Below are 13,025 nucleotides of genomic sequence, written 5' to 3' on the forward strand. Positions count from 1 at the left end.
GCACTTCTCCTATTTATTTTCTCTGTTTAATTGCAAGGATAGTTCAGCCGAAATAGAATGAGAACTTTCACCCTGTTCTATTTTTTCAATCTTCATACTTAATAAATTTAACTCAAAATCTGGGGATAGAAGATACTTTAAGAAGTCTGAAAAAATGGCATAATCCGTTGTTAATTTAATCTCTATTACAGGTGGATTGGAATATATCCATTCACTGGTTAAAATTGCTAACTGATCACTATTAGAATGAGAAATAAAGGTATTAATTTTTGCCGTCTTAGCAATAATTTCATCACCTAATTTTTGATTAGTCATATTTTCTAACTGTTGAATAATCTTTTGCTGATGCATAATTTCTTTTTCTTTTAAAGAGATTTTATCTTGAATATGTTCTTTTTCCTGTAAAAGCGCAAAGCCATTTACCATTAAATAGAAAGGCACACATAACGCCAGAAAGGCTAGAATTGCCATTTGCTGGAGTCTAGGTAAAAATACAATTTTCCTGATTAATTCGTTAGGTTGATTAAGGATCTCAGTCATTTTTTTCTCTCAGCTGTAAACTAAATTCAAACCAAAAGGCGGAATGATTAAGTTGTAAATTAACTAATTCTTGTTGGCTAAAAATCTCGGCTTGTTGAATAAAGTTTTTAATATCATCAAATTCTTTCTGATTTTTCGACCGCCCTTTTAGGTGTAAGTGTTGAGAAGAAAGAGATAATTCAGACAATTCGCCTTCTTCAAATGGTAAGTTAGACAACCATTGCATAAGCTCAATGACTTGCGAATAAGAAGCTCCCTGTCCTATTTCCTTTGGCTGATATTTGCTGCGTAAGCCAACCAATTTTTGTGCTAATTGCGCATAGTCTTTTTCTTGCTTTTGTAATTGCACTTTTTGTTCAACTATTATTATTTTTTCACTGCCAATCCATTGGTTAAGCATTACACTTAACAATAAAGAAATAATAAATGCGATACTTAAGAAAATAAGAAATTGCTTTCTCTTTTGCTGAAAAAGTGCAATGCGCCAAGGTAACAAATTAATACTCATAAACTAGCAAATTGATTTTTATAAAAAAGTTGTTTCCATAGGGCGTTACCAAGGGCAATTATTGGTATATCTGTATTAATCTTCACCCAATCTGGTGGGAGATCTTCAAACTGTTGGGACTGACTGAGAACATAAACTTTTTTCGGTGTAAGGTGATAACGTTGGCAAAAATCTTGATAAAGTGCGGTTAAATTTGTATCGATTTTTTGCATAAAAGACATTCCTTGAAAATGCAACTGAATGGCTAAACTTTGCTGTTCATCTTGATAAAGTAATAATGCGTCATTTTCTAATTCATTCTGATGCAAATATTCAAATGCGCGAATAATGCTATTAATGGCACTATCTAATACATCAATAGAAATAGTTTGATATTCACTCACATAATCTTTTGCAATCTGTTTTTTAATTGCAAAAATATCTAATTTGAAGCCTTGTTTTAATACACTAGAAGCATAATCAAACCAAATCTCCGTTAATGGTATTGGCAATTCTTTGGATAATAAAAAACGGCATTGTTGCTCGCATTCATTCGGTTTTAGCGGATAAGGTAAAATCAGGGTTTTAAACCAGGTATTTTGTGGGGCAATCGCTGTAACAAAGCTAAAATATTTCAAGTTATTCTCTGGAAAAAGCTGGGCTACCCATTGATTTATTTTGTTACTGTCTAGTCCAGATTTTAGCTGCAAATAATGCGCTTGATATTGCCCATCAAAACAAACACAATCATAGCCTTGCGCTGATTTCCATATTCCAATTTGAATCTTTTGATAAGATTTTTGCTTTATGTTAATCATTCTCATTTCCTTAATTTTCCACGAATAATTGAATTTTTAGCTTTCGATTTGAAGCGCTACTCTTTATACTTAAGGTTTACCTAAGAAACCTAAGCATTTGCATAGATAGTTTTCTGATTTTTTCTCAAATTGCACTAATCAAGAGAGTTTTTTACGATGCGGATCGCAAAATTAATATTAAGCAGCCTATTAACCATCATTATTCTAGGTTGCATTGTTTTAGCTATTTTATACACGCAGATTAAAGCCGGGCTGCCAAGTGTTGATTCTTTGAAAACCGTTGAATTGCAACAACCGATGCAAATTTATACGGCAGACGGCAAACTCATTGGTGAAGTGGGCGAACAGCGCCGTATTCCAATGAAACTGAATGAAATTCCACCCAAATTAATCGAAGCCGTTCTGGCCACTGAAGACAGTCGTTTTTACGATCACCACGGTTTAGATCCTATTGGTATTGCGCGTGCAATTAGTGTTGCGATTACCAAAGGCGGGGCTTCACAAGGGGCAAGTACCATTACCCAACAGCTCGCGCGTAACTTCTTCTTAACGCCAGAAAAAAATATTGTGCGTAAAGCAAAAGAAGCCATTTTGGCGATCGAAATTGAAAACACCCTAAGCAAAGATGAAATTTTAGAGCTATATTTGAACAAGATTTATCTTGGCTATCGTGCTTATGGGGTGGCGGCGGCGGCCAAAACCTATTTCGGGAAATCCCTCGATCAGCTCACCTTATCAGAAATGGCGGTGATCGCAGGCTTGCCAAAAGCGCCTTCCACAATGAATCCGCTCTATTCTCTTAAACGTGCAACCGCACGCCGTAATGTGGTGCTAGGGCGAATGTTAGAAATGCAATACATCAGTAAAGCGGAATATGATGAAGCCATCAATGAGCCTATCGTAGCCCGTTATCACGGTGCGCAGTTAGATTTTAAAGCAGATTATGTTACCGAAATGGTACGCCAAGAAATGGTGAAACGTTTTGGTGAAGAAAACGCCTATACCAGTGGTTATAAAGTTTATACTACGGTGCTTTCTGCCGATCAGGCGGAAGCACAAAAAGCCGTGCGTGATAATTTGCTCGCTTATGATATGCGCCACGGCTACCGCAGTGCAGCAGTTTTATGGAAAAAGGGCGAAACCGCGTGGGACGAAGATAAAATTATTGATGCGCTAAAAAAATTGCCTAATTCAGCGCCTTTAGTACCCGCTGCCGTATTGGAAACCAGCAAAGCGGGCGCAAAAGTATTATTAGATGATGGCAACAGCATCGTGCTTTCCCCTGCTGCAATGCGCTGGGCAGGCAAAAGACAACCAAAAGCAGGCGAACAAATTTGGTTGCGTCAGCGTGGCAATGGCGAATGGCAACTTTCTCAAGTGCCAGAAGTGAACTCTGCCTTGGTTTCATTAAATAGTGATAATGGTGCGATCGAAGCCTTAGTGGGCGGCTTTAGCTTTGAGCAAAGCAAATTTAATCGTGCCACTCAATCTTTAGTGCAAGTAGGGTCATCGATTAAACCATTTATCTACGCAGCCGCAATCGAAAAAGGGCTAACCTTATCAAGTGTGCTACAAGATTCCCCGATCGTGATTAAAAAACCGGGACAAAAAGTGTGGACACCGAAAAACTCGCCAAACCGTTATGACGGCCCAATGCGCTTGCGTGTGGGCTTAGGACAATCAAAAAATATGATTGCCATCCGTGCTATTCAAATGGCTGGCATTGATTTTACTGCCGATTTTTTACAACGTTTTGGCTTCCAACGAGATCAATATTTCGCCAGCGAAGCCCTCGCTTTAGGCGCTGCGTCATTTACCCCTCTTGAAATGGCGCGTGCTTATGCGGTGTTTGATAATGGTGGTTTCTTGATAAACCCTTACCTTATCGAGAAAATCCTTGATAATACCGGTAAAGAACTGTTTGTTGCGAACCCACAAATTGCGTGCGTAACCTGTGATGATATTCCTGTGATTTATGGGGAAACTGAAAAATTAGATGGGTTTAAAAATATTGATTTAACACCACCTGACAATTTAGTGAAAGCAAATGTGGAAGATGAAGATCAAGAAAATGATGCCATTGATGATGATTTACCTGAATTAAATCAACAAAATAGCAAACTTGATGAAAATGCTGTAGATATTATGGCGCAAGATAAAAAAGCGAACGATGAGATACAATATGCACCGCGCGTAATTAGTGGTGAGTTAGCTTTTCTTATTCGTAGTGCTTTGAATACGGCGATCTACGGTGAACCAGGATTAGGCTGGAAAGGCACAAGTTGGCGAATGGCGAATCAAATCAAGCGTAAAGATATTGGGGGCAAAACAGGGACAACCAATAACTCAAAAGTGGCTTGGTATGCAGGTTTTGGCGCTAACATCACCACCGCTGTTTATGTAGGTTTTGATGATAACAAACGCGTACTTGGCCGCGGTGAAGCGGGTGCGCAAACCGCAATGCCAGCTTGGATTGCTTATATGAAAGCAAGTTTAAAAGACACCCCAGAACGCCAATTAGCCTTACCAAAAAATATTGTGGAAAAACGCATTGATACAGGCTCTGGTTTACTTTCTAGCAATGGTGGACGCAAAGAGTACTTTATCAAAGGCACAGAGCCTAAACGTGCTTTTGTACAGGAAAGAGGTTACTACGTTCCGCCTGAATTACAACGCCGTTTAAACGGTGGCGCACCAAGTTCAGAACCACAAGAATTATTCTAAAAATTTCTACCGCACTTTTACACTAAAGTGCGGTATTTTTTTGACTTAAATAGTAACTCAAGTTACTATTACGCAGTTTATTTTCTACTTAGTTATTATTATGTCTATGCCGATTTCGTTTTCAGAACAAGAAAAGTTAATTCGTCAATCAGCACAAAATAATCCCGCAATGCCTGTGGAGCAAATTTTGCTGGCACGTTTGTTGCTACACAACAGCAGCCATTACGTGGAAAGACGCAATCAGTTATTAAAAAAATATCAACTCAACGACACCCTATTTATGGCGTTGGCCGTGCTGTATTACCAGCCTAATCATTCTTTGCAGCCGAGCAAATTAAGTGAGATTTTTGGTTATTCTAAAACCAATGCCACACGCATTGCCGATGAATTGGTGAAGCGGGAATGGTTAGAACGCACGGAAGTAGCGGGCGATCGCCGTGCTTTTTCCTTAAAACTCACGGCGCAAGGTGTACAGTTTTTGGAGCAACTGTTGCCAAATCAATGGAAACAAGTCGATGACATTTTTTCCGTGTTAGACAAGCAAGAACAACAGCAGTTAAAACAATTATTGCTCAAACTGCTCAGCAATTTAGAAAATCTTTAATGGGTAAATAAAATGACCGAACAAACAGAATACAAAAAACCAGCTTCACCAAAAGCCAAACGTAAAAAAGCCCTTGGCTATTTCATTACGATTTTGTTGCTGATCGCAATTATCACGGGCGTGTATTGGTTTTTCTTTGTGCGAAATTATGAAGAAACGGAAGATGCTTATGTGGCAGGTAACCAAGTGATGATTTCGGCACAAGTGAGTGGCAATGTGAGCAAAATTAATGTGGACGATATGGATTTTGTCCACGCAGGCGATGTGTTGTTACAACTTGATGATACGGATCTCAAACTGCATTTCCAGCAAGCGCAAGATAATCTCGCCAGTAGCGTGCGCCAAATTGAGCAGTTAGATTTTACGGTGAAACAATTACAATCCATTTTGAACGCAAAAAGCACCGCACTTAATAAAGCTAAAGGTGATTTGCAACGCCGTGAGCAATTAGCCAAAACCGGCTCCATTGATAAAGAAACCTTACAGCACGCCAGAGAAGCGGTGAATATGGCGCAAGCAGATCTGCAAGCCACGCAAAATCAATTAGCTGCCAATCAAGCCTTATTAAAAGATTTGCCGTTGCGGGAACAGCCTGCAGTGAAAAATGCGGTGAGTGCTTTAACCCTTGCTTGGTTGAACTTACAACGCAGCCAAATTGTCAGCCCTGTTGATGGTTATGTGGCGCGCCGTAATGTGCAAGTGGGGCAAAAAGCCGCGGTGGGCAGCCCGTTAATGGCGGTGGTGTCCAATCAACAAATGTGGGTGGACGCGAACTTTAAAGAAACCCAACTCGGCAAAATGCGCATTGGTCAGCCAGTGAAATTAGTCTTTGATTTATACGGTGATGATGTGAAGTTTGACGGTAAAATTAGTGGCATTTCAATGGGAACGGGCAGTGCATTCTCTCTTTTGCCTGCACAAAACGCCACAGGGAACTGGATCAAAGTGGTGCAACGTGTGCCAGTGCGCATTGATCTCGATCCTAAACAAGTGGAAAAATATCCGTTGCGCATTGGGCTTTCTGCCACGGTGGAAGTGAATGTGGCAGACACGCAAGGCAAGGTGCTGCGTGAATCTCGTCCAAGCCAAGTGCTATATGAAACCAAGGTGCTAGATTACGATTTAAGCCCTGTGCATCAATTAGCCGAACAAATTATTCAAGCCAATGCAGGTGAATAAAATGCAAAAACCGATTCAGGGCGCAGCCCTTGCGGTGATGACCATTGCCCTATCCTTGGCAACCTTTATGCAAGTGCTGGATTCCACCATTGCCAATGTGGCAATTCCCACCATCGCAGGGGATTTGGGCGCATCGTTCAGCCAAGGCACTTGGGTGATTACCTCATTCGGCGTGGCAAATGCGGTGTCTATTCCCATTACAGGCTGGCTGGCTAAACGCTTTGGCGAAGTGCGCTTGTTTTTAATCGCCACAGGATTATTTGTGCTGGCTTCTTGGCTATGTGGCATTTCTCATAGCCTAGGAATGTTGATTTTATGCCGCATCTTCCAAGGGCTAGCAGCAGGGCCGATTATTCCCCTTTCACAAAGTTTATTGCTTAATAATTATCCCCCTGCAAAACGCAGTATGGCGCTGGCGTTTTGGTCTATGACTGTGGTAGTTGCGCCAATTTTTGGCCCGATTCTTGGCGGTTGGATCAGTGATAACCTGCACTGGGGCTGGATTTTCTTCATTAATGTGCCGATTGGGCTATGTGTGATTTTTCTCAGTTGGAAAATCTTAGGCAAGCGAGAAACCAAAACTTTCCAACAACCTATTGATATGATGGGCTTAATTCTGCTTGTGGTAGGCGTGGGCTGTTTGCAATTAATGCTCGACCAAGGACGCGAGCAGGATTGGTTTAACTCCACTGAAATCGTGGTGCTAACTATCGTTTCCGCCATCGCCTTAATCGCGTTGATTATTTGGGAATTGACGGACGAGAACCCTGTGGTGGATATTTCCCTGTTCAAATCACGCAATTTTAGTGTTGGTTGCCTGTGTACCAGCCTTGCGTTTTTAATCTATCTCGGCTCGGTGGTGCTGATTCCTTTACTGTTACAACAAGTGTACGGCTACACCGCCACTTGGGCAGGGCTGGCCGCTGCGCCTGTGGGCCTATTCCCGATTTTGCTTTCGCCAATTATCGGACGTTTTGGCTACAAAATTGATATGCGCATTTTGGTTACAATCAGTTTTATGGTGTATGCGCTAACTTTCCATTGGCGTGCCGTAACCTTTGAACCTGCGATGACTTTTGCCGATGTTGCCCTGCCGCAGCTGATTCAAGGGATTGCCGTAGCGTGCTTTTTTATGCCGCTCACCACTATTACGCTATCAGGTTTACCGCCAGAAAAAATGGCGTCTGCATCAAGTTTATTTAATTTTCTGCGTACCCTTGCCGGTTCAATCGGTACATCGCTGACCACCTTTTTATGGTATAACCGTGAAGCAGTGCATCACACCCAATTCACCGAGGCGATTAATCCTTATAACCCCAATGCGCAAGCCTATTACGACACAATGGCGCAAGTTGGTTTGAATGACACGCAAACATCAATGTCCTTAGCACAAAGTATTACCGCACAAGGATTTATCATCGGCGCAAATGAAATTTTTTGGTTGTCCGCCATAATGTTTATGTTGCTGTTTATTGTGGTGTGGTTCGCCAAACCGCCTTTTGGAAATAAGCATTAAGCGAACAAAATCTAATGAAAAAGTGCGGTGAAAAATAGGGAAATTTTCTGCAAAAAAAGAGCGATTTTTCAACCGCTCTTTTTTATTTACTGTTAAGCACTATTTACTTTTATGCATAATACATTTCAAATTCCACTGGGTGTGGGGTCATATTTAAGCGTTCCACTTCTTTGCGTTTAATCGCAATAAAGGCATCAACAAATTCTTTGCTGAACACGCCGCCTTGGGTTAAGAATTCGTAATCTTTTTCCAATGCGTTTAATGCTTCTTCCAATGATCCTGCTACGGCTGGAATTTCTTTTAATTCTTCTGGCGGTAAATCATACAGGTTTTTATCCATTGCATCGCCTGGGTGAATTTTGTTCACAATACCATCTAAGCCAGCCATTAATAATGCCGAGAAAGCTAAATATGGGTTTGCCATTGGATCTGGGAAACGCGCTTCAATACGAATTGCTTTCGGGCTAGTTACCGCTGGAATACGGATTGATGCAGAGCGGTTACTTGCTGAGTAAGCTAATAATACAGGCGCTTCAAAGCCCGGTACTAAGCGTTTGTATGAGTTGGTTGAAGGGTTAGTAAAGGCATTCAATGCTTTGGCGTGTTTGATGATCCCGCCAATGTAGTAAAGTGCGGTTTCAGAAAGCCCGGCGTATTTATCCCCTTGGAAGATATTTTTGCCGTCTTTGCTTAAGGACATATTACAGTGCATTCCTGAGCCATTATCGCCAGTGATGGGTTTTGGCATAAAGCAGGCGGTTTTGCCGTGTTCTGCCGCTACATTTTGCACCACATATTTATAAATTTGCGTTTCGTCCGCCTTTAAGGTGAGCGAATTAAATTTGGTGGCAATTTCATTTTGTCCTGCGGTGGCCACTTCGTGGTGGTGCGCTTCAATCACCAAGCCCATTTCTTCTAGCAATAAGCACATTTCTGAACGAATATCGTGCGCGGTATCATTTGGCGCAACCGCACAGTAACCGCCTTTGGTGAGTGGACGGTAACCATTGTTGCCACCTTCATAAATCTTGTTGGTATTCCACGCGCCCTCAATATCATCGACCACATAAGAATTGCCATTCATTGCTGAGCCAAAACGCACATCATCAAATAAGAAAAACTCAGGTTCTGGGCCGAAAAACACATCATCTGCAATGCCTGTTGAGCGCATATAATTTTCCGCTCGGATCGCAATAGAACGCGGATCGCGATCATAGCTTTGCATTGTGGTTGGTTCATAAATACTGCAACGAAGAGATAAAGTTGGGATTTGTGCGAAAGGATCTACTACGGCGGTTTCAGCGATTGGCATTAATAACATATCTGCTTTATTAATAGCTTTCCAACCTTCCACCGATGAGCCGTCAAACATTTTACCGTCTTCAAATAAATCTTCATCAATTAGGCTGACTGGTAAAGATACGCCGTGCTCTTTTCCTTTAATATCGGTAAAGCGAAGAAGAACAAACTTAATGTCATTTTCTTCGATTAACTTAAACACATTGGCAACGGCCGCTTCATTTGACATAGTGATAATCCTCATAAATATGATTGCTAGAGTTGAGATGCTGTGTGCTTAATGCACGCTGGCTAAAATATCACATCACCTGCAAAATTCAAGGGGCGAGCGTGATTTTAATTTCACTCAAGTGCGGTAAAAAAATCATGAATTTTTACTCCGCACTTGATGAAATTCTCTCCAAAAGATAAGAAATCGACTTATTTCCAATTATTCATAGCTCAACATAGGAAAACGTTGTATAATCTGCGACCTTTTCGTGCAATCTTACGAACAACATTGCACATTATTCAAACATCATTATTGATAACAAAAGACTTTTCAAATGACAGATACCATTGATATTAACAAATTGCGTAACATCGCAATTATTGCTCACGTTGACCACGGAAAAACCACACTTGTTGATAAATTATTACAGCAGTCAGGCACGCTTGAAGCAAGCCGTGCAGATGCTGACGAACGCGTGATGGATTCCAATGATCTTGAGAAAGAACGTGGCATTACCATTCTTGCAAAAAATACCGCAATTAACTGGAACGATTACCGTATAAATATTGTAGATACCCCAGGACACGCCGATTTTGGTGGTGAAGTAGAACGCGTGCTTTCTATGGTGGATAGCGTATTGTTAGTAGTGGACGCCTTTGACGGCCCAATGCCACAAACCCGTTTCGTAACGCAAAAAGCTTTCGCCCACGGCTTAAAACCTATCGTGGTAATTAACAAAGTGGATAGACCAGGCGCACGCCCTGATTGGGTGGTGGATCAAGTGTTCGATTTATTCGTGAATCTTGGCGCCACAGACGAACAGCTCGACTTCCCTATTATTTACGCTTCTGCGTTAAATGGTGTAGCAGGCTTAGAACACGAAGATATGGCACAAGATATGACGCCATTATTTGAAGCCATTGTACAACACGTTGAGCCGCCAAAAGTGGAACTTGATGCGCCATTCCAAATGCAAATTTCTCAACTTGATTACAGCAACTATGTAGGCGTAATCGGGATTGGTCGTATCAAACGTGGTACAGTAAAACCAAACCAAGCGGTAACCATTATTGATAGCGAAGGCAAAACACGCAACGGCAAAATCGGCCAAGTGTTAGGTCATTTAGGCTTACAGCGCTATGAAGAAGATCTTGCGCAAGCGGGTGATATTGTGGCGATCACCGGTTTAGGCGAACTCAATATTTCTGACACCATTTGTGATGTAAATAATGTAGAAGCCTTGCCAGCCTTAAGCGTTGATGAACCAACGGTAACGATGTTCTTCTGCGTAAATACTTCTCCATTCTGTGGTAAAGAAGGGAAATTCGTCACTTCACGCCAAATTTTAGAGCGCTTAAACAAAGAGCTTGTGCATAATGTTGCATTGCGTGTAGAAGAAACCCAAAACCCAGATGAGTTCCGTGTTTCAGGACGTGGTGAATTGCACCTTTCTGTATTAATCGAAAATATGCGCCGTGAGGGCTATGAGCTTGCGGTATCGCGTCCGAAAGTTATCTTTAAAGAAGAAGACGGTCGCAAACAAGAGCCATTTGAGCAAGTAACCATTGATATTGAAGAACAACATCAAGGTGCGGTAATGGAAGCCTTGGGTATCCGCAAAGGTGAAGTGAAAGATATGATTCCAGACGGCAAAGGACGCACCCGTTTAGAATATATTATCCCAAGCCGTGGCTTAATCGGTTTCCGTAATGAATTTATGACAATGACGTCAGGAACGGGCTTACTCTACTCCACATTCAGCCATTATGACGATGTAAAACCAGGTGAAATCGGTCAGCGTAAAAACGGCGTGTTGATTTCTAACGGTACGGGCAAAGCCCTTGCTTATGCGCTATGGGGCTTACAAGAACGTGGTAAGCTGATGATCGATCACGGTGTGGAAGTGTATGAAGGACAAATCATCGGTATTCACAGCCGTTCAAACGATTTAACGGTAAACTGTTTACAAGGGAAAAAACTCACCAATATGCGTGCTTCAGGAAAAGACGATGCTATCGCTTTAACCACGCCTGTGCGTTTCTCTCTTGAGCAAGCCATTGAATTTATTGATGATGACGAATTAGTGGAAGTTACCCCAACCTCAGTGCGTATTCGTAAGAAATTACTCACTGAAATGGAACGCAAACGCGCTAGCCGTACAACAACTAGCACAAGCACCCATTAATTCTGATTATTACTAATAAAAAGTGCGGTGGTTTTTTAACAAGTTTCCACCGCACTTTTTTATTATATGATGAGAATAATCTTGATTATCTAATCACAATTTCTGCCATTACATACCCCACCATACAGGCTACCACGACCCCAATTAGACCCGGCACCATAAAGCTGTGGTTGAAGTAGTATTTCCCAATTTTGGTTGTCCCTGTTACGTCAAAGTTCACCGTTGCGATGTCTGACGGATAATTTGGAATGAAGAAATAACCGTAAGTGGCTGGCATTAATCCCACCAATAACGGGGCAGGTAAACCTAGCCCAATTCCCACTGGCAACATCATTACTGCGGTGGCAGCTTGGCTGTTAATCACCACGGATACGGCAAACAATGCAAAGGCAAATGTCCAAGGATAAGCACTCACCATTTCGGTAATCCCTGCTTTAAATTGTGGCATTGCGAATTTGAAGTAAGTATCGCTCATCCACGCAATCCCGAAAATCGCGATGGCTGCCACCATACCTGATTTAAACACTACGCCATTTGGCACGATTTGCGGATTGGTTTTAGTCACCAATAAAATAATCCCACCAAAACATAGCATCATCATTTGAATGATGTAAGACATTGAAATCGGTTTGATTTTTTCACCCACGCCAACCGTACGAATTTCTGGGAACATTGCGATGAACACAATCACAACAAGGGCTAATAAGAATAAATAAACCGATTGTTTCGCCGCCGGTGGCAAGGTTTCATTTAAGGTGGTGCTAGTGGTATTCAAAATACGCTCACGCCAAATTGGATCTTGCAAACGGCGTTGATATTCTGGATCTTGCTCAAGTTCTTTACCACGGCGCATACTATAAAGCGATAAGGCGATAGTTCCCGCTAAGGTTGCTGGCACAGTTACGCAAATAATATCCAACAAGCTGATATGGTCGAAGCCCGGTAACTCCGTGATACGCCCTAAATAAAACACCACAGCCGCAGATAATGGGCTAGAAGTAATCGCCAATTGCGACGCCACAGAAGCTGCTGCCATTGGGCGTTCTGGACGAATTTTATTTTTCAATGCAACATCACCAATAATCGGCATAATAGAATACACCGAATGGCCTGTTCCAAGCATAAAGGTCATTAAATAGGTTACCAATGGCCCGAGCAAGGTAACCCGTTTTGGATTATTGCGCAGAATTTTTTCCGCCACTTGCAGCATAAATTTCAGCCCGCCTGCTGCTTCTAATACGGAAGCACAGGTTACCACGGCTAAGATGATCAGCATTACATCAATCGGCGCTTTTCCTAATGGCATACGCAACACGAAAACTTCGATGGCTAAGCCAATTCCCGATACCACCCCTAAACCAATACCACCGTATCGGCTACCGATATAAAGCATTAATAATAGAAATAAAAATTCTAAATAAAGCATAGTCTATCCCTAAAATGAGTTATAAAAATTTCCGTT

Annotated in this window: 10 protein-coding genes; 5 read left to right on the forward strand and 5 right to left on the reverse strand. The window is 41.7% G+C overall.

Features of this window, described 5'->3' with window-relative positions; all coding sequences use genetic code 11:
• Positions 1 to 9 precede the first annotated feature (9 nt).
• The 3 genes from L5B76_RS03825 to L5B76_RS03835 are packed head-to-tail and all read right to left on the reverse strand — an operon-like array spanning position 10 to position 1,845.
• Positions 10 to 540: a hypothetical protein gene (locus tag L5B76_RS03825; RefSeq protein WP_265754291.1), complete on the reverse strand. Its 531-nt coding sequence runs from the start codon at positions 538 to 540 to the stop codon at positions 10 to 12.
• Positions 533 to 1,048 carry a hypothetical protein gene (locus L5B76_RS03830; RefSeq protein ID WP_265754292.1) on the reverse strand — a complete coding sequence of 172 codons (516 nt, stop codon included), beginning with the start codon at positions 1,046 to 1,048 and terminating at the stop codon, positions 533 to 535. Before L5B76_RS03830 ends, L5B76_RS03825 begins: the two co-directional genes overlap by 8 nt.
• Positions 1,045 to 1,845, reverse strand: coding sequence for a competence protein ComA (locus tag L5B76_RS03835; RefSeq protein WP_265754293.1), 801 nt, complete (start codon positions 1,843 to 1,845; stop codon positions 1,045 to 1,047). The genes L5B76_RS03830 and L5B76_RS03835 overlap by 4 nt, the downstream gene beginning before the upstream one ends.
• A gap of 156 nt (positions 1,846 to 2,001) precedes the next feature.
• On the opposite strand from L5B76_RS03835, the gene L5B76_RS03840 reads away from it, so the two are divergent.
• The 4 genes from L5B76_RS03840 (at position 2,002) to L5B76_RS03855 (ending at position 7,868) form a co-directional block, all read left to right on the forward strand.
• Positions 2,002 to 4,569, forward strand: a complete 2,568-nt coding sequence (locus tag L5B76_RS03840) for a penicillin-binding protein 1A (protein ID WP_265754294.1) — start codon at positions 2,002 to 2,004, stop codon at positions 4,567 to 4,569.
• Positions 4,570 to 4,669: 100 nt separating this feature from the next.
• On the forward strand, positions 4,670 to 5,173 hold the full coding sequence (gene mprA / locus L5B76_RS03845) for a transcriptional repressor MprA (RefSeq protein ID WP_265754295.1): 504 nt from the start codon (positions 4,670 to 4,672) through the stop codon (positions 5,171 to 5,173).
• A gap of 12 nt (positions 5,174 to 5,185) precedes the next feature.
• Entirely contained in the window at positions 5,186 to 6,352 is a 1,167-nt protein-coding gene (locus tag L5B76_RS03850; protein WP_265754296.1) for an EmrA/EmrK family multidrug efflux transporter periplasmic adaptor subunit, read from the forward strand.
• Position 6,353: 1 nt separating this feature from the next.
• Positions 6,354 to 7,868, forward strand: coding sequence for a DHA2 family efflux MFS transporter permease subunit (locus L5B76_RS03855; RefSeq protein WP_115250091.1), 1,515 nt, complete (start codon positions 6,354 to 6,356; stop codon positions 7,866 to 7,868).
• Between the two features lie 109 nt (positions 7,869 to 7,977).
• Here L5B76_RS03855 and glnA read toward each other — a convergent pair whose 3' ends face one another.
• On the reverse strand, positions 7,978 to 9,396 hold the full coding sequence (gene glnA, locus L5B76_RS03860) for a glutamate--ammonia ligase (RefSeq protein ID WP_115250092.1): 1,419 nt from the start codon (positions 9,394 to 9,396) through the stop codon (positions 7,978 to 7,980).
• Between the two features lie 316 nt (positions 9,397 to 9,712).
• Between glnA and typA the strand changes: the two genes are divergently transcribed.
• The gene (gene typA, locus L5B76_RS03865) at positions 9,713 to 11,563 is read left to right on the forward strand and encodes a translational GTPase TypA (RefSeq protein WP_103854982.1); all 1,851 of its coding nucleotides are present in this window, start codon (positions 9,713 to 9,715) and stop codon (positions 11,561 to 11,563) included.
• 85 nt (positions 11,564 to 11,648) lie between these two features.
• On the opposite strand, the gene L5B76_RS03870 is transcribed toward typA, so the two are convergent.
• Complete coding sequence (locus L5B76_RS03870; protein ID WP_265754297.1) at positions 11,649 to 12,989, reverse strand: anaerobic C4-dicarboxylate transporter; 1,341 nt, start codon at positions 12,987 to 12,989, stop codon at positions 11,649 to 11,651.
• Positions 12,990 to 13,025 lie beyond the last annotated feature (36 nt).

The sequence above is a fragment of the Avibacterium sp. 21-594 genome (genome assembly GCF_026226815.1).
Taxonomy (GTDB): domain Bacteria; phylum Pseudomonadota; class Gammaproteobacteria; order Enterobacterales; family Pasteurellaceae; genus Avibacterium; species Avibacterium avium.

Bases quoted from the DNA above. Each gene is read 5' to 3' on its own strand.
- L5B76_RS03825 (WP_265754291.1), bottom strand. From the start codon at position 540: ATGACTGAGATCCTTAATCAACCTAACGAATTAATCAGGAAAATTGTA.
- L5B76_RS03830 (WP_265754292.1), bottom strand. From the start codon at position 1,048: ATGAGTATTAATTTGTTACCTTGGCGCATTGCACTTTTTCAGCAAAAG.
- L5B76_RS03835 (WP_265754293.1), bottom strand. From the start codon at position 1,845: ATGATTAACATAAAGCAAAAATCTTATCAAAAGATTCAAATTGGAATA.
- L5B76_RS03840 (WP_265754294.1), top strand. From the start codon at position 2,002: ATGCGGATCGCAAAATTAATATTAAGCAGCCTATTAACCATCATTATT.
- mprA (WP_265754295.1), top strand. From the start codon at position 4,670: ATGTCTATGCCGATTTCGTTTTCAGAACAAGAAAAGTTAATTCGTCAA.
- L5B76_RS03850 (WP_265754296.1), top strand. From the start codon at position 5,186: ATGACCGAACAAACAGAATACAAAAAACCAGCTTCACCAAAAGCCAAA.
- L5B76_RS03855 (WP_115250091.1), top strand. From the start codon at position 6,354: ATGCAAAAACCGATTCAGGGCGCAGCCCTTGCGGTGATGACCATTGCC.
- glnA (WP_115250092.1), bottom strand. From the start codon at position 9,396: ATGTCAAATGAAGCGGCCGTTGCCAATGTGTTTAAGTTAATCGAAGAA.
- typA (WP_103854982.1), top strand. From the start codon at position 9,713: ATGACAGATACCATTGATATTAACAAATTGCGTAACATCGCAATTATT.
- L5B76_RS03870 (WP_265754297.1), bottom strand. From the start codon at position 12,989: ATGCTTTATTTAGAATTTTTATTTCTATTATTAATGCTTTATATCGGT.